The sequence below is a fragment of the Knoellia sp. Soil729 genome (assembly GCF_001427985.1).
Taxonomy (GTDB): domain Bacteria; phylum Actinomycetota; class Actinomycetes; order Actinomycetales; family Dermatophilaceae; genus Knoellia.
Genome location: NZ_LMSA01000002.1, coordinates 789814 through 805004 on the forward strand (window position 1 = coordinate 789814; position 15191 = coordinate 805004).

Annotated in this window: 15 protein-coding genes and 1 tRNA gene; 12 read left to right on the top strand and 4 right to left on the bottom strand. The window is 70.0% G+C overall.

Annotated features, from left to right (window positions below):
• The first annotated feature begins 100 nt into the window (after positions 1 to 100).
• From ASG74_RS08770 to ASG74_RS08790, 5 genes are all read left to right on the top strand, one after another.
• Positions 101 to 2020 (top strand): propionyl-CoA synthetase, encoded by a 1920-nt coding sequence (locus ASG74_RS08770; RefSeq protein ID WP_056143387.1) that lies wholly within the window; start codon positions 101 to 103, stop codon positions 2018 to 2020.
• Between the two features lie 83 nt (positions 2021 to 2103).
• Complete coding sequence (locus tag ASG74_RS08775; RefSeq protein WP_056141609.1) at positions 2104 to 3027, top strand: AEC family transporter; 924 nt, start codon at positions 2104 to 2106, stop codon at positions 3025 to 3027.
• Between the two features lie 18 nt (positions 3028 to 3045).
• On the top strand, positions 3046 to 3702 hold the full coding sequence (locus tag ASG74_RS08780) for a CDP-alcohol phosphatidyltransferase family protein (protein ID WP_056141612.1): 657 nt from the start codon (positions 3046 to 3048) through the stop codon (positions 3700 to 3702).
• Positions 3692 to 4156 carry a VTT domain-containing protein gene (locus tag ASG74_RS08785; RefSeq protein WP_056141615.1) on the top strand — a complete coding sequence of 155 codons (465 nt, stop codon included), beginning with the start codon at positions 3692 to 3694 and terminating at the stop codon, positions 4154 to 4156. The genes ASG74_RS08780 and ASG74_RS08785 overlap by 11 nt, the downstream gene beginning before the upstream one ends.
• 27 nt (positions 4157 to 4183) lie before the next feature.
• On the top strand, positions 4184 to 4579 hold the full coding sequence (locus tag ASG74_RS08790) for a hypothetical protein (protein ID WP_056141618.1): 396 nt from the start codon (positions 4184 to 4186) through the stop codon (positions 4577 to 4579).
• A gap of 9 nt (positions 4580 to 4588) precedes the next feature.
• Here the strand turns inward: ASG74_RS08790 and ASG74_RS08795 are convergent, their stop codons facing one another.
• Together ASG74_RS08795 and ASG74_RS08800 are read right to left on the bottom strand one after the other, a co-directional pair.
• Positions 4589 to 6262: a helicase HerA-like domain-containing protein gene (locus ASG74_RS08795; protein WP_082569606.1), complete on the bottom strand. Its 1674-nt coding sequence runs from the start codon at positions 6260 to 6262 to the stop codon at positions 4589 to 4591.
• Between the two features lie 35 nt (positions 6263 to 6297).
• Positions 6298 to 7353: an SIS domain-containing protein gene (locus tag ASG74_RS08800; RefSeq protein WP_056141621.1), complete on the bottom strand. Its 1056-nt coding sequence runs from the start codon at positions 7351 to 7353 to the stop codon at positions 6298 to 6300.
• Between the two features lie 210 nt (positions 7354 to 7563).
• Here ASG74_RS08800 and ASG74_RS08805 point away from each other — a divergent pair, with 210 nt between their 5' ends.
• The 6 genes from ASG74_RS08805 (at position 7564) to ASG74_RS08830 (ending at position 11377) form a co-directional block, all read left to right on the top strand.
• A complete protein-coding gene (locus ASG74_RS08805) occupies positions 7564 to 7857 on the top strand; it encodes a type II toxin-antitoxin system VapB family antitoxin (protein ID WP_056143393.1) in 294 nt (97 codons plus the stop codon).
• 13 nt (positions 7858 to 7870) lie between these two features.
• Complete coding sequence (locus ASG74_RS08810) at positions 7871 to 8464, top strand: LytR C-terminal domain-containing protein (RefSeq protein WP_056141625.1); 594 nt, start codon at positions 7871 to 7873, stop codon at positions 8462 to 8464.
• A complete protein-coding gene (locus ASG74_RS08815; protein WP_056141627.1) occupies positions 8383 to 9597 on the top strand; it encodes a mannosyltransferase family protein in 1215 nt (404 codons plus the stop codon). Before ASG74_RS08810 ends, ASG74_RS08815 begins: the two co-directional genes overlap by 82 nt.
• 147 nt (positions 9598 to 9744) lie before the next feature.
• On the top strand, positions 9745 to 10410 hold the full coding sequence (locus ASG74_RS08820) for a DUF3105 domain-containing protein (protein ID WP_056143396.1): 666 nt from the start codon (positions 9745 to 9747) through the stop codon (positions 10408 to 10410).
• Between the two features lie 10 nt (positions 10411 to 10420).
• Positions 10421 to 11092, top strand: a complete 672-nt coding sequence (locus ASG74_RS08825) for a DUF305 domain-containing protein (RefSeq protein WP_235498868.1) — start codon at positions 10421 to 10423, stop codon at positions 11090 to 11092.
• A 195-nt stretch (positions 11093 to 11287) separates the two neighbouring features.
• Positions 11288 to 11377: transfer RNA gene (locus tag ASG74_RS08830), tRNA-Ser, on the top strand.
• Between the two features lie 65 nt (positions 11378 to 11442).
• Here the strand turns inward: ASG74_RS08830 and ASG74_RS08835 are convergent.
• Positions 11443 to 12048 carry a CueP family metal-binding protein gene (locus ASG74_RS08835; protein WP_082569610.1) on the bottom strand — a complete coding sequence of 202 codons (606 nt, stop codon included), beginning with the start codon at positions 12046 to 12048 and terminating at the stop codon, positions 11443 to 11445.
• Positions 12049 to 12391: 343 nt separating this feature from the next.
• Complete coding sequence (locus ASG74_RS08840) at positions 12392 to 13297, bottom strand: cation diffusion facilitator family transporter (RefSeq protein ID WP_056141629.1); 906 nt, start codon at positions 13295 to 13297, stop codon at positions 12392 to 12394.
• Between the two features lie 171 nt (positions 13298 to 13468).
• Here ASG74_RS08840 and ASG74_RS08845 point away from each other — a divergent pair, with 171 nt between their 5' ends.
• Positions 13469 to 15178, top strand: coding sequence for an alpha-amylase family protein (locus tag ASG74_RS08845; protein WP_056141632.1), 1710 nt, complete (start codon positions 13469 to 13471; stop codon positions 15176 to 15178).
• The last annotated feature ends 13 nt before the right edge of the window (positions 15179 to 15191 follow it).

Consider the following 15191-nt stretch of genomic DNA (forward strand, 5'->3'; position numbering starts at 1 on the left):
CATGCGCCACGAAATCCGCTCGCCGCATCGCCGCCACCACTCGTCTCGCCGCTCGGCAGGACACTGGCCCAACCGGCCGCGAGCCACGACGATGGGCGACATGAGCACCGACGGCTACGCAGCGGCATACGGGCAGTCCCTCGACGACCCCGACACCTTCTGGCGCGACGCTGCCGAGCAGATCGAGTGGATCACCGCCCCGATGACGGTCCTCGACAGCTCCAACGCGCCCCTGCACCGCTGGTTTCCCGGTGCGACGCTCAACACGTGCTTCAACGCGCTCGACCGGCACGTGCGCGACGGTCGCGGCGAGCAGCCCGCACTGATCCACGACAGTCCCGTCACCGCGACCAAAGAGACCATCACGTATGCCGACCTGCTGGCTCGCGTGGCAACGTTCGCCGGTGCGTTGGCGAGCCTGGGCGTCGAGAAGGGCGACCGGGTCGTCATCTACATGCCGATGGTCCCCGAGGCCGTGGTCGCGATGCTGGCGTGCGCTCGGCTGGGCGCGATCCACTCGGTCGTCTTCGGTGGCTTCGCGCCGACCGAGCTCGCGGCCCGCATCGAGGACGCGCAGCCCAAGGTGGTCGTCGCCGCGAGCTGTGGGATCGAGCCCAGCCGTGTCGTCGAGTACAAGCCGATGCTCGACGCGGCCCTCGACCGCAGCAGCCACAAGCCGGAGTCGGTCATCGTGTTCCAGCGCGAGCAGGCTCGAGCCGCCGTCGGCGAGCGAGACACGGACTGGGAGGAGCTCGACTGGGCGGACGTCGTGGCGGACGCCGAGCCGGCCGACTGCGTCGAGGTCGAGGCCACCGACCCGCTCTACATCCTCTACACCTCAGGCACCACCGGGCGACCCAAGGGCATCGTGCGCGACAACGGCGGTCACGCCGTCGCTCTGCGGTGGTCGATGGACAACATCTATGGCATCAACGCCGGTGACGTGTGGTTCACCGCGAGCGACGTCGGATGGGTCGTCGGCCACTCCTACATCGTCTACGCACCGCTGCTCACCGGCGCGACCACCGTTCTCTACGAGGGCAAGCCGGTCGGCACACCCGACGCCGGCGCGTTCTGGCGAGTCATCGTCGAGCACAAGGTGCGGGCCATGTTCACCGCCCCCACGGCATACCGCGCCATCAAGCGCGACGACCCCAGGGGCGAGCTGCTGGCGCAGCACGACCTCAGCTCGCTCGAGACCGTCTTCCTCGCCGGCGAGCGCCTGGACCCCGACACCTACGAGTGGGCCGCCTCGACACTCGGCGTGCCGGTCGTCGACAACTGGTGGCAGACCGAGACAGGGTGGCCCATCGCCGCGAATCCCCGTGGCCTGGAACCGATGCCGATCAAGGCGGGCTCCCCCACGGTCGCCATGCCGGGCTATGCCGTGTCCATCCTCGACGAGACGGGTGCACCGTTGCCGGCCGGCGAGGAGGGCGCGATCGCCATCCGGCTGCCGTTGCCCCCCGGGACGCTGGTGACGCTCTGGGGCGACGACCAGCGCTACATCGACGGCTACCTGTCGACCTACCCGGGCTACTACGCGACGGGTGACGGTGGCTATGTCGACGAGGACGGCTACCTGTTCGTCATGGGCCGCACCGACGACGTGCTCAACGTGGCCGGACACCGGCTCTCGACCGGTTCGATCGAGGCCGCGCTCGCTGGGCACCCCGATGTCGCCGAGTGCGCAGTCATCGGAGTTGCCGACGAGCTCAAGGGCCAGCTGCCGCGCGGGCTCGTCGTCCTCAAGGGCGGCATCGACGGCTCCGGGGCCGAGGGCGAGCGCATCCGCAAGGAGCTCGTGCAGCGGGTGCGCGACGAGGTCGGTGCCGTGGCCGCGCTACGGCAGGTCGACATCGTGGCCGGCCTGCCCAAGACGCGCTCCGGCAAGATCCTGCGCAAGACGATGCGCGAGATCGCCGACGGTCGCACCCCCACCATCCCCGGCACGATCGAGGACGCCTCCGTCCTCGACACCCTCACGCCGGTGCTGCGGCCGCAGGCAGCAACGAGCTGACCCACGCAGGCCGGTCAGGATGGCCCGGGTCCGCCGACGAGACGGTGGCGCCCGGACGGCACCGTTGCCTCTAGCCTGTCCCGGTGCAAGGCGTCTTCACGGGGTTCGCGACGATCGGCGTGGTCATTGCCGTCGGCGCCCTGCTCGCCCACCTGCGCATCCTCGACATGACGGCACAGCGGGTGCTGTCGCAGGTCTCGTTCTTCGTCGGGTCACCGGCGCTCATGGTGATGACGTTGGGCCGCGCCGACGTGCAGGACGTCCTGTCCGCCAACCTCGTCGCCACCACCGTGGCCGTCGTCGTGCCCCTTGCCGCGTATGCCGTGTGCGCCCGTTTCGTCTGGCACCGACGCCTGGGTGACGCGACCATCGGAGGCCTCTCCGCGGCATACGTCAATGCGGGAAACCTCGGAATCCCGGTGGCCAGCTATGTCCTCGGTGACGCGTCCTACGTCGCGCCGACCCTGCTGCTGCAGCTCATCGTCCTGCAGCCGATTGCACTGGCGCTGCTGGACACCGACGCGCTCGGTCGTTCGCCGTCGTTCGCCCAGCTCGTCACCCGGCCCTTTCGGAACCCCCTCACGGTCGGCTCGCTCCTGGGGGTGCTCCTGTCGGTCACGGGGTGGACGTTGCCGGAGTTCGTGGGCAACCCGCTCGAGCTCCTCGGCAACCTGGCGGTCCCCGCGATGCTCGTGGCCTACGGCATCGCGCTGCGGCTCGGACCCGGCCTGGGCACCGCCGGCTCGGTGAGCGAGCTGGCGACCACGTCCCTGCTCAAGCTCGTCGTGCAACCAGTGGTCGCGTATGCCGTGGCGCACTTCGCGCTCGGCGTCGACGGTCACGCCCTGCTCGCCGTCGTCGTCACGTCCTCGCTCCCGACGGCGCAGAACATCTTCGTCCACGCGACGCGCTACGACCGGGCGACGGTGCTGGCCCGGGACACGATCCTCATCACGACGATGGGGTCGGTCCCCGTGATCCTCGTGGTGGCCGCGCTGCTCGGCTGAGAGCCGTAGCCTGAGCCCATGCGGGGACCCATGCTCGAGGACGAGACCGGGGCCGACGTCGGGATCGGGCTGGAGCGCCTGTGGACCGGCGCGACGGTCATCACGGCCGTGCGCACGGTTGCCTCCGCCGCACTGGCCGCGTGGGGAGCGGTCGAGGGCAGCCTGACGATCCTCGTCGTGGCCCTCGCGACCTACTGGGTCGGTGACATCGCCGACGGCACCTTCGCCCGGATTCGCCACTGCGAGACCCGGATCGGGGCCGTCCTCGACATCTTCTCGGACCGCTTCAACGCCGGCGCGTTCTACCTCGGGCTCGCCTGGCTTCAGCCCGACCTCGCCCCGGCCGTCTTCGTCTACCTGGCGGAGTTCATGGTCGTCGACACCTTCCTGTCGATCGCGTTCCTCGCCTGGCCGATCCGCAGCCCCAACTACTTCCACGTCGTCGACCGGACGATCTGGTTGTGGAACTGGTCCAAGCCGGCCAAGGCCGTCAACAGCGCCCTCTTCGCGATCCTGCTGCTGGTCACCGGCTGGATGTGGGTGGGGCTGGCCATCGCGTGCGGGCTGCTCGTGCTCAAGTGCTGGTCCCTGGCACGCCTGCTGCGGATCGGCCTGCCGGTCCCGACGGCCCAGGCCGCGATCGCCCCCGCGCTGGGCCTTCCGCGTGTGGGCTGAAGCCCTCGCAGTCGCCGGCCTCGGCGTGGCCTCGGCACTCATCCCGCTCATCAACATCGAGGCCATCATCGTGCTCGCCGCGACGCAGGACAGAGCACCCGCCTGGCTCCTCATCCTCGGCGCCACCGTCGGGCAGATGCTGGGCAAGCTGCTCTGGTACTACGGCGGCCGCGAGCTCGAGCGCTTCCCGTTCGTCGCCCGCAGGATGCAGCGGCCCAGGGCGAGGGCCTCGATGGAGCGATGGCAAGGACGCAGCGCGGGGCGACCGTGGTTCACGGCGGGGCTGCTGTTCCTCTCGGCCTCGGTCGGTGTCCCTCCGTATGCCGTGCTGGCCGTGGTCGCCGGCGCCCTGCGGGTGCCACTGTGGACCTTCCTGCTCACCGGAGTGCTCGGCCGAGCGCTGCGGTTCTGGGCCATCATCGGAGGCACCGCCGCGATCGTGTCCCGCTGGTGACGGCAAACCACGGGTCATGATGGACCGATGATCAGCCTCGAGCTCGCCCGCGCTCTTGCCCACGAGTCAGGGGTGCTGTGGCAGCCGACGGCGGGTGACCGCTTCGTCATCGACACCGAGCTGCTCACCAGCGAGGTCTTCTGGATCAGCGACCTCACGGTCGAACCGCAGCACTTCGCCGACCAGACGGTGCTCGGCTTCAACGGCACGACCGAGTGGGCCCTGGACTCCGTCGGCCTCGACCAGGCGCTGTGGCTGCCCCGCGAGGACCAGCTGCGCAGCCTGCTCGGCGATCGGCTCGAGCTGCTGCGTCGCACGCCCGACGGCTGGGAGGTGACGTATGCCGGGGTCGACGGTACCCGGCATACGGTCAGTGATCCCGACGTCGAGTCCGCCTACGCGAGAGCCCTGCTCGCGCTCTGAGTCCTGCGCTCAACGCTTCCGCGTGCCGAACAGGGACCGGGTGATCTCACGGCCGATGACGGTGCCGGCCGACCGCAACGCCGACTTGAACGCGCTCGACTTCACGACCTGCTCGACCAGGCCCGGGTCCTCCTTGGGCGCCGCCGTCTTCTTGGCAGGCGTCGGAGCCGGGACGGCCGGGGGTGCGTCGGCGGCTGGTGCCGCCTGGACGCGCGCCGCGAGCTTCTCGTAGGCGGACTCGCGGTCGGCCACCTCGGCATACTTCGCAGCGATCGGGGACGCGGCGATGGTCCGGTCGAGCAGCGCGTCGGGCGAGGGGGCCATGAGCGACTGCGGAGCGCGCATCCGGGTCCAGGCCACCGGTGTCGGCGCGCCCTTCTCGGAGAGGACGGTGACGACGGCCTCGCCCGTGCCGAGCGAGGTGAGGAGCTTCTCGAGGTCGTACTCGCTGTGCGGGTAGGTGCGTACGGCCGACTTGAGCGCCCTGGCGTCGTCGGGCGTGAAGGCGCGCAGCGCGTGCTGGACCCGGTTGCCGAGCTGGCCGAGGACTCCGGACGGCACGTCCTTGGGCGACTGGGTGACGAAGAAGACGCCGACGCCCTTGGAGCGGATGAGGCGCACGGTCTGCTCGATGGCCTCCTGGAACGCCTTGCTCGCATCGGCGAAGAGCAGGTGCGCCTCGTCGAAGAAGAAGACGAGCTTGGGCTTGTCGACGTCGCCGACCTCCGGCAGGTCGTGGAAGAGGTCGGCGAGCATCCACATGAGGAAGGTCGAGAAGAGCGCCGGCCGGTCCTGCACGCCGGGCAGCTCGAGGCACGTCACGAGGCCCTTGCCGTCGGGGGCGGTGCGCAGCAGGTCCTGGGTGTCGAACATCGGCTCGCCGAAGAAGGCCTCGGCACCCTGGTCCTCGAAGGCGATGAGCTCGCGCAGGATGACCCCGGCGGTGGCCGACGACAGACCGCCCAGGGACTTGAGCTCGGGCTTGCCCTCGTCGCTCACGAGGTGGCTGATGACAGCCCGCAGGTCCTTGAGGTCGAGCAGTGCCAGGCCGTTCTTGTCGGCGTAGTGGAAGACGAGGCCGAGGCTCGACTCCTGTGTCTCGTTGAGACCGAGGACCTTGGAGAGCAGCGTGGGTCCGAAGTCGGTGATGGTCGCCCGGATCGGGACGCCCTTTCCCTGTCCACCGAGGGACAGGAACTCCGTCGGGTAGGCCGTGGCCTGCCAGTCCTGGCCCACGTCCTTGGCGCGGGAGGTGATCCTGTCGTTGGCCTCACCGGGGCTGGCCATGCCCGACAGGTCACCCTTGATGTCGGCGAGGAAGACCGGCACGCCCTGACCGGAGAGCTGCTCGGCCATGAGCTGGAGCGTCTTGGTCTTGCCCGTGCCGGTCGCACCCGCGACGAGTCCGTGACGGTTGAGCACCGCGAGCGGGATCTTCACCGGGGTGTCGGGGTGCGCCGTGTCGTCGATGACCGCCGCGCCGAACTCGAGGGCGGGCCCGTCGAAGGCATAGCCGGCGCGGATCTCGTCGAGGTGGGCGTTCCCTTCGGCGGGCGGGGCGGGCGCGGCGGGCGGGGCAACCCCCGTGGCGTCGGTGGCGTCGGTGGCGGGCTGCTCGGGCGTCGCGTTGTCGGTCACCTTCGGCACTCTAGTGCGAGCCGTTGGTGAGCAGCCGGCGGACATCGCGTCCTGATCCCGAGCCGGCCGACCCGGTCGGGTCAGGTCGTGCGCGTCACCTTGGACAGGCCTCGAGGTGCGTCCGGGTCCTCGTGCCGGGCGATGGCCATGGTGTGGGCGAGCCGCTGCATCGGGATGATCTCGATGAGCGGGCTGAGCTCCTCGGCGACGCGCGGCAGGACGATCGCCGGCACCTGACCGGCGGACTCGGCGTCCCCGACGACGGTGAGGTCGGCACCCCTGTCACGCAGGCGTTCGAGGACGGCGCCCATTGCGTGTCCGGCCACTCCGTGGGGGACCACGGCGAGCACCGGCCGATCCGAGTCGACCATGGCCAGCGGGCCGTGCAGGAGGTCGGCGCCGGAGAAGGCGTGCGCGGCGAGGTAGGAGGTCTCCATGAGCTTGAGGGCAGCCTCACGTGCGGTCGGGTAGGCGTAGCCACGGCCCGTGACGACGAGCTTGTCGACGAAGCGGTAGTGCCCGGCCACCTGCGTGACGCCGGCGACGTGGACGGCCTGCTCCGCTGCGTCCACGAGCGCGGGTCCGTCGAGCCGGTGACGTCCGCTCCACTCGTCGACGAGGAGCCACAGGGTGAGCAGCGTGGCCGTGTAGGTCTTGGTCGCCGCCACGGCCCGCTCGAGCCCGGCACGCACGTCCAGGTGCAGCTCGGCGGCGGCTGCCAGTGCCGACTGGGGGTTGTTGGTCACGGCAAGGGTGAGGGCCCCCGCACGACCGGCAGCCCGGGTCGACTCGAGCAGGTCGGGTGACCCGCCGGACTGGCTCACGGCGACCCACAGCACGTCGCGCAGGTCGGGATCGGCGCCGTAGGCAGTCGTCGTCGATGGTGAGGCAAGTCCACCCGGGAGGCCGAGGACGATCTCGACGAGGTACTTGAAGTACAGCGCCGCGTGGTCGCTGGTCCCTCGCCCCGCCACCACCACGAAGCGGGGCTTCGCGTCGCGGATGCGCGTCGCCACACCACGCACGTCAGTGAGGCTCTCCGCGAGGATGCGGTCGAAGACTGCGGGCTGCTCGGCGATCTCCGCGGCCATGAGCCGGCCCGGAGTGTCTGCTGCGGTGGGCTGTCCGTCGGTCATGAGTTCTCCTGCTCGGGCGTGGCGATGCGCGGGACCTGCACGAGACGATGTCGACCAAGGATGGCAGCACCTCCAGGCGCACCTCCCAGCGCACCGCACTCCGGAGCCGCCCACCACCGACCACCCCGCCGTCGGCCGGTCAGGTCACAGTGCGCTCACGACGCGAGAGGTGACGCGCAGACGCAAACTTCTCCCCATACAGTGGCGGGCGTGATCTTCAAGGCCGTCGGCGACACACGTCCGTACCCCGAGCACGGGTACAGCACGCGCCAGTGGTCCAACGTGCCACCACGCCTGGTCCGGCTCGACGACCTCGTCACGACCAAGCGCACCCTCGACCTGGGGATGCTCCTCTCCGAGGACTCGACGTTCTATGGCGACCTGTTCGCCCATGTCGTCGAGTTCGAGGGGACCCTCTATCTCGAGGACGGACTCCACCGCGCCCTGCGCGCGGCCCTGCACCAACGGCCGACGCTGCACGCGCGCGTCCTGGTTCTCGACTAGGCGGGGAGCACCGATGGCAGACCGCGAACTCACCTCCGAGCTGCGCCACCGGCAGCAGCAGCGCCGCACCACGACGACGATCCTCGTGGTCCTCCTCGCGCTGTTCTTCGCGTTCTGGTACGCCTACTCCTACTACCGCGACTCGACCCGTGTGGCGGCGCCGAGCTCGACCGAAGTCACGTGCACGCCCTTCGACCCCAAGGCGCCCGCGCCCGGCAACACGACGGTCAACGTCTACAACGCCACGAGCAAGAACGGTCTCGCCGGGCGGACGGCGGCCGACGTCGAGCGCCGTGGGTTCAAGGTGGGCACCGTGGCCAACGACCCCTTGAACCGCAAGGTCACCGGCCCGGCGGAGGTCAGGTTCGGGCCCAGGGGCAAGTCCCGTGCTCCGCTGGTGGTGCCGCTCGGCGGCAAGGGCACGAAGCAGGTCGCCGACAAGCGCAAGGACGCCACGGTGGACCTCGTGCTGGGCGAGACGTTCAGCAAGCTGGGGCCGGCGCCGACCCCCACCGGCACCCCGATGTGCCCCTCCCCCAGCACCGAGCCCACCGCATCGTCCTCCGGCGCACCGTCCTCCAGCGCGTCGTCATCGTCCGCGGGGTGACCGTGGCGGGGCCGGTGCGGGCCGCGGCCGCCTTCCTCGTCTCGCGAGTCCTGCTCGGGGCCACGGTCCTCGCCATGGCGGCCTTCGCCGGCCAGGGCGCCGTGGACCACCCCTGGGCCACGGGGAGCTGGTGGCTCGACCACTTCTCGGCGTGGGACAGCTACCACTACGTGCGCATCGCCACGCTGGGCTACCTCCCACCCGGTCTCGACTGCTGCGACCAGGCCTACTTTCCCGGCTACCCCCTGCTCATGGCCGCGCTGGCCCCGCTGACCGGCGGCAACGTGACGGCGGCCGGCCTGCTCATCAGCCTCGTGGCCGGAGCCGCTGCAGCCGGGCTCCTCTGGCTGCTCGTGGCCCGGGATGCCCGTGGCGGCACCGCCGCGGCACGGCGCGCCGTCACCCTGCTGGCTCTCGCACCCAGCGGCTTCTTCTTCGTCGCGGTCTACACGGAGGCCCTCTTCCTCGCCCTCGCCCTCGGTGCCTGGGTGCTCGCCACCCGGCGCCACTGGTGGCTCGCCGGACTCGTCGCGGCGCTGGCCACCGGCGTGCGCGTCAACGGCCTCTTCCTGGCTGCAGCCCTGGTCGTGCTCTATGCCGTGCAGTGGCACTCCGACGGGCGCGCCCGGCCACGTCCCGACGTGCTGGCACTCGGCCTGCCCGCGGTGAGCGTCGCGGCGTTCGTGACCTACCTCCACTCCCGCACGGGATCCTGGGACGCGTGGCGAGAGGCGGAGCACCGGGGCTGGGACCGCGCGACCGCCTGGCCGTGGGAGGGCCTCGCCACCGCGTGGCGCTCCCTGCTGGACAGCCCGAACGTGTGGCTGGCAGCGAGCCGCGCAGCCGACATCGCCGCCGTCCTGTTCGGGGTGGCCGTGTGCGTTCTCCTTGCGAGACAACGTCGTTGGCCCGAGCTCACCTACCTCGGCCTCACGGTCGGCATCGTCGTGTGCTCCACGCTCTGGGTCTCGACGCCGCGCTACGCACTGACCTGGTTCCCCGCCTACCTGGCGATCGCCACGCTGCGGGACACACCGGCATACCGGCGCACGTATGCCGTGGGGCTGGCTCTGTCGGCTGCCCTCCTCCTCGCCGCGGCCTGGGCGACAGCAACCCGGCACTGGCTGGCCTGAGACGGACACTGCCAGCCGGCATACAGGTGCATGGGTCACAATCTCTCGACACCGATCGACCTTCAGGAGAGTTTCGTGGCCCCGTCCGGGAGTGGCAGCAAGAAGGCACGCGCCGACAGGCGCACCGCGTCAGACCGCGTTTCGCAGATGCGCAGGGAGCAGCAGAAGAAGGACCGGCGTCGCGTCCTCGCGATCTGGGGGGCGGCTGCTGTGGTCATCGCGATCATCGTCGGGGCGGTGACCTTCGCGGTCCTGCACAGCAACGCCAACAAGCCCGACCTGTCGGCGGTGAAGTCCTTCGAGTACGCCTCTGGAGCCCACACCCAGGCCCCCGTGAAGTACAAGGAGAACCCGCCCGTCGGTGGGGAGCACAACCCCGTGTGGCTCAACTGCGGCGTCTACGACACGCCGGTGCCAAACGAGAACGCCGTGCACTCGCTCGAGCACGGCGCGGTCTGGATCACCTACAAGCCGGACCTGCCCAAGGCCGATGTCGACAAGCTCAAGGACCTCACGCCCGACACGTATGCCGTGCTCTCCCCCTACGAGGGCCTGCCGGCTCCCGTGGTCGTCTCGGCGTGGGGCAAGCAGCTGCTGCTGACCGGTGCCGACGACCCGCGTCTCGAGCCCTTCATCAAGGAGTACCGCCAGGGTCCACAGACGCCGGAGCCGGGCGCGCTGTGCACCGGTGGCACCGACGGCACTGACGCGAACGCCACGCCGCAGGTCCCGATGGATGGGACCGCCAGTCCCTCGGCCACGCCCTCCACCCCGGCGTCGCCCTCCGCAACACCTTCACCGTCGGCATCGTGACCGAGGCATCGTGACCGACGTCTCGCCGCAGGAACCCACGGCCTCTCCCCGCTCGCGGGGGGAGGTCGTCGGGCTGGCGGTCCTGCTCGCCGTCGCGTCGGTCCTCGCCGGCCTCGTGCTCGGCTGGGCCCTCTTCGGTCGCGGTGGCTTCCCGCTGGACGGCTCGGCCGAGGCCGGGTTCGCGCGCGACATGCAGACCCACCACGGGCAGGCGGTCGAGATGTCGCTGCTCATCGACGACCGGTCCTCCGACCCCGTCATCCGGATCCTGGCCAAGGACATCGCCACGAGCCAGCAGCACCAGGCGGGCCAGATGTTCGCCTGGCTGCGGGTGTGGGGCCTGTCGCCGACCGGCTCGCAGCCACCAATGGCGTGGATGGGCTCGGAGCACCACGGCAGGGGCACGGCCTCCTCAGCCACTTCGGCCAGCGGCGACAAGGTCCCGATGCCGGGCATGGCGTCGCCGGCCGACCTGGCCCGCCTCAAGGCCGCGACCGGCGTCGAGGCCGAGAAGATCTACCTCACGCTGATGATCGCCCACCACAAGGGCGGCGTGGAGATGGCCGACGCCGTCCTCGCGCGCTCGGACGAGGATGTCGTCGTCACGCTCGCGCGCTCGATGAAGGTCTCGCAGACCGCCGAGATCACGGCGATGCAGCAGCTGCTGGCGGCCCGCTCCTGACCGCCGGACTCATGGGGCCTCGCCTCCCCCCACCCGCCCCAACTTTTGCTCCCCGTGCGGGAACGTTGACCTACCGGAGGCTAATGAGCCCTCCTGTCGCCAACCTTCCCTCCGTATGCCGTCCACCCCGTTGCGAGGCGTCCTCCAGTCGCGCTCAATTTCGCTCCTGCGTGCCCGTTGCGTATCCTGCTTCGCGGTGGTGTGTCCGAGCGGCCTAAGGAGCACGCCTCGAAAGCGTGTGTGGGTGCAAGCCCACCGTGGGTTCAAATCCCACCGCCACCGCCAGATGATGTCCCAGGACATCGGCAAGGCCCCGAACCCCAGGGTTCGGGGCTTCTTGCTGTGTGCCGTCAGGTGAGCTGCATCGTGGTGGCGCAGGTCGGGTCGCTGGCGCCAGTGGACACCTTCGCCTCGGCAGCCTTGCCCTCGTATCGAATCCGCAGGGTCGCCGTGACGTTCCGAGGAAGCCAGAACCCCACGAACCCGTTGTCGAACAGGGTGCGCGGGCCGGTGGCGAGCATGGCTCCGGTGCCGGCCTCGACGAGGTCGACCTCCACCTTCTTGCCACCCAGCTCGCCCTTGCACCCGGTGAGGGCGTGGTTGAAGCAGTCATGCGTCTGGCTCACATAGGGGGCCACGGACAGGTAGAACGTGTCGGCGGGCACAGGCAGGGAAACCTCGACGCCATCACCGCTCAAGAGCAGGGTGTCGGGCCGCACCGAGGCTCGCAGGTCAGCTGGACGGTCCTTCACCGGCATCCTGTCGAGCGTGTCGATGACCTGGATGGCGTTCTTGCCAGCGAGGCCGTGCCTGGCCAGGAGCGCCTGTCCGGCGGGCGACACCGGACCTGAGACCTGCGCGGCGCTCGTCCGCCCCGGAGCGGCAGCTCCGGCCGCACATCCGGACAGCATGGCGGTGGCCAGACACAGGGCAAGGACGAGGCGCGGGGTTGTCATGCCTGCATCCTCGGTGACCCCAGGCGTCTGCAGCTGGGACCTTGGTCCCTCGTTCATCCCGGACAGGGAACAGCCCGCGTGCCTGTCGACCGAGGGGGCTCGGCGCGACGAGTGCAGGGGACGACCTGCACGGCTCGCGGGCTGCGGTGAGCTGCTGGGGATTGCGCCGGGATGACGCACCTCGAGCAGTCGAGATGCGCTAGCGCGCAGTCACCTCACGCGTCCAATGAGAAATCAATTCCTGGACCACCTCCCTTCAGTGTCCTTCGACGCTAGATCGGAACCGGCGTCCGCGCAATGCCTTTTTTCCAGAGCGGCCCGACCCGGTCCGGAACACCTGGCGTCACCACGTGACGTCGTGACAGCCCGTGTGCGACTCGGGCTCGACCTGCAGGGTCGCGTGCTCGACGCCGAACTCGTCACGCATGACGGCACGCGCGCCGTCGAGCACCTCGTGCGGGTCTGCTCCCTCGACCGTCATGAGGTGGGCGGTCGCCACGTTCATGCCAGAGGTCAGCGTCCACACGTGCAGGTCGTGCACGTTGGACACCCCCTCGACCGCCGCGAGCGCAGTGGTCACCTCGTCCGGGCTCATGCCCACGGGTGCGTGTTGCCCCAGGACGGCGGCCACCTCACGCCCGAGCATCACCGCCCTCACCGCCACGAAGGCCGCGATCGCGAGCGCGATGACGGTGTCCCAGAAGGTTTCGCCGGTGGAGGCGACGAGCAGGCCGGCCACGATGACACCGACCGAGCCGAGGGTGTCGGCGACGACCTCGAGGTAGGCCCCCTTGACGTTGAGCGACTCTGACGCCCCACCCCGCAGCAGGACCAACGCGATGACGTTGACGACCAGACCGAGGGCACCGACGACGAGCATCGGCCCGGTCGAGACCTCCGCTGGTTCGCCGATGCGTCGCACGGCTTCCACGGCGATGTATGCCGCGACGCCCAGCATGAGGAGCACCGCCAGTCCCGACGCGAAGACCTCCGCACGGAACGACCCGTAGGTCCGGCGCCCCGTCGAGTCCGGCCGTGCGGCGATCCGGGTCGCGACGACCGCGGCCCCCAGTGCCACCACGTCCGCGGCCATGTGGCCGGCGTCCGACAGCAGGGCCAGCGAACCGGAGGTCAGTGCCGTGACGAGCTCGACGACGAAGAAGGCCGCCACCAGGCCGAAGGCCACCTGCAGGCGCCACCGATGCCTCGCACCGGCAGAGCCCTGACCGTGGTGATGCCCCGTTCCCATGGGGCCAACGCTAGCGAGCGCGGCCACCGACCCCCAGGCCGCCAACCCGTGGTGCGGCAGGACCGGATGTGGTCAAGTGAGGCATGACCGTCACGCCACGCTGCATCGCACGAGCACGTGCCAGCGCGCCCCGCGGCGGCAGCTCACGCCACGACTGCCTGAGGAGTGCGAATGCGCATCACTGACACAAGCGACCAGTGGTGGAAGACCGCCGTCATCTACTGCCTCGACGTCGAGACCTTCTACGACTCCGACGGGGACGGGATCGGTGACCTCCAGGGTCTCGCCCAGCGCCTCGACTACGTCGCCGAGCTGGGGGCGACGTGCATCTGGCTCATGCCCTTCTACCCCAGCCCGCAGCGCGACGACGGCTACGACGTCAGCGACTTCTACGGCATCGACCCGCGGTTCGGCACGGCGGGCGACCTCGTCGAGGTGGTCCGAACGGCTCACGACCGTGGGATGCGCGTCATCGTGGACCTGCTCGTCAACCACACCTCGGACGCACACGCGTGGTTCAAGGACTCCCGCCGCAGCACCGCCTCGGCCAAGCGCGACTGGTACGTCTGGCGAGCCGACGCCCCGCCGGACACCAGCGCCCAGGTGGTCTTCCCCGACAAGGAGGACTCCATCTGGGCCCTGGACGAGCGCACCGGCCAGTGGTACCTCCACCACTTCTACTCGCACCAGCCGGACCTCAACGTCGCGAACCCCGCCGTGCGTGACGAGATCGCCCGGGTCGCCGGCTACTGGCTCGAGCTCGGCGTCGACGGTTTCCGCGTCGACGCGGTCCCGTTCTTCGTCGAGGACGTCGAGACCGTCAGGGAGAAGGCGTCAGGCACGCAGAAGAACGACGACGTCACCGAGTCGCTGAACCCGCACCAGCACCTCAAGGACCTCCGGGCCTTCGTCAACCGGCGCAACGGTGCGGCGATGATGCTCGGCGAGGTCAACCTTCCCCACGCACAGCAGCGCCAGTACTTCGGCGGCCGGGCCGGCGACGAGCTGCACATGATGTTCGACTTCATCGGGATGCAGAACCTCTACCTGTCCCTGGCCCGTCAGGACGCCCGTCCGCTCGCCAAGGCACTCCTCGGCCGACCCGCGATCCACCCCAGCTGCCAGTGGGCGACCTTCGTGCGCAACCACGATGAACTGACGCTCGACAAGCTCACGGACAAGGAGCGTCAGGAGGTGTTCGCGGCCTTCGGACCCGAACCCGAGATGCAGATCTACGACCGGGGCCTCAAGCGACGGCTGCCACCGATGCTCGACGGGGACCCTCGACGGGTCCGCATGGCCTACAGCTTGCTCTTCTCGCTGCCCGGAACTCCTGCCCTGTTCTACGGCGAGGAGATCGGCATGGGCGAGGACCTCGCCGGCGAGGGCCGGCACGCGGTGCGGACCCCGATGCAGTGGTCCGACGGAGTGAATGGTGGGTTCTCGACGGCGCCATCCCGCAAGCTCATCCGCCGGCTCACGCCCGACGGCTTCGGGCCCGAGCACGTCAACGTCGTCTCGCAACGGACCGACCCGGACTCCCTGTGGAGCTTCATGCGCCACCTCGTCCAGACCTACCGGTCCTGCCCGGAGCTCGGGTGGGGCGACTTCAGCATCCTCGACCAGCCGAACCCCCAGGTCCTCGCCCACGAGTGCTCCACGGGCGAGGCAGCTGTCGTCGCCGTCCACAACTTCGGGCCCGAACCCCAGACGGTGACGCTCGATCTCTCGCACCGGGTCGAGGAGGGCGACATCGAGCTCGCCGACCTCCTGAGCGGTGATGACGTGCGCACGGACAACGGGTCGCTCGACGTGGTCCTTGAGGGGTACGGCTACCGCTGGTTGAGGATCCACCCCGTCGGGGACCTGCGCATCCCGTGAGCCGCCGAGCCAA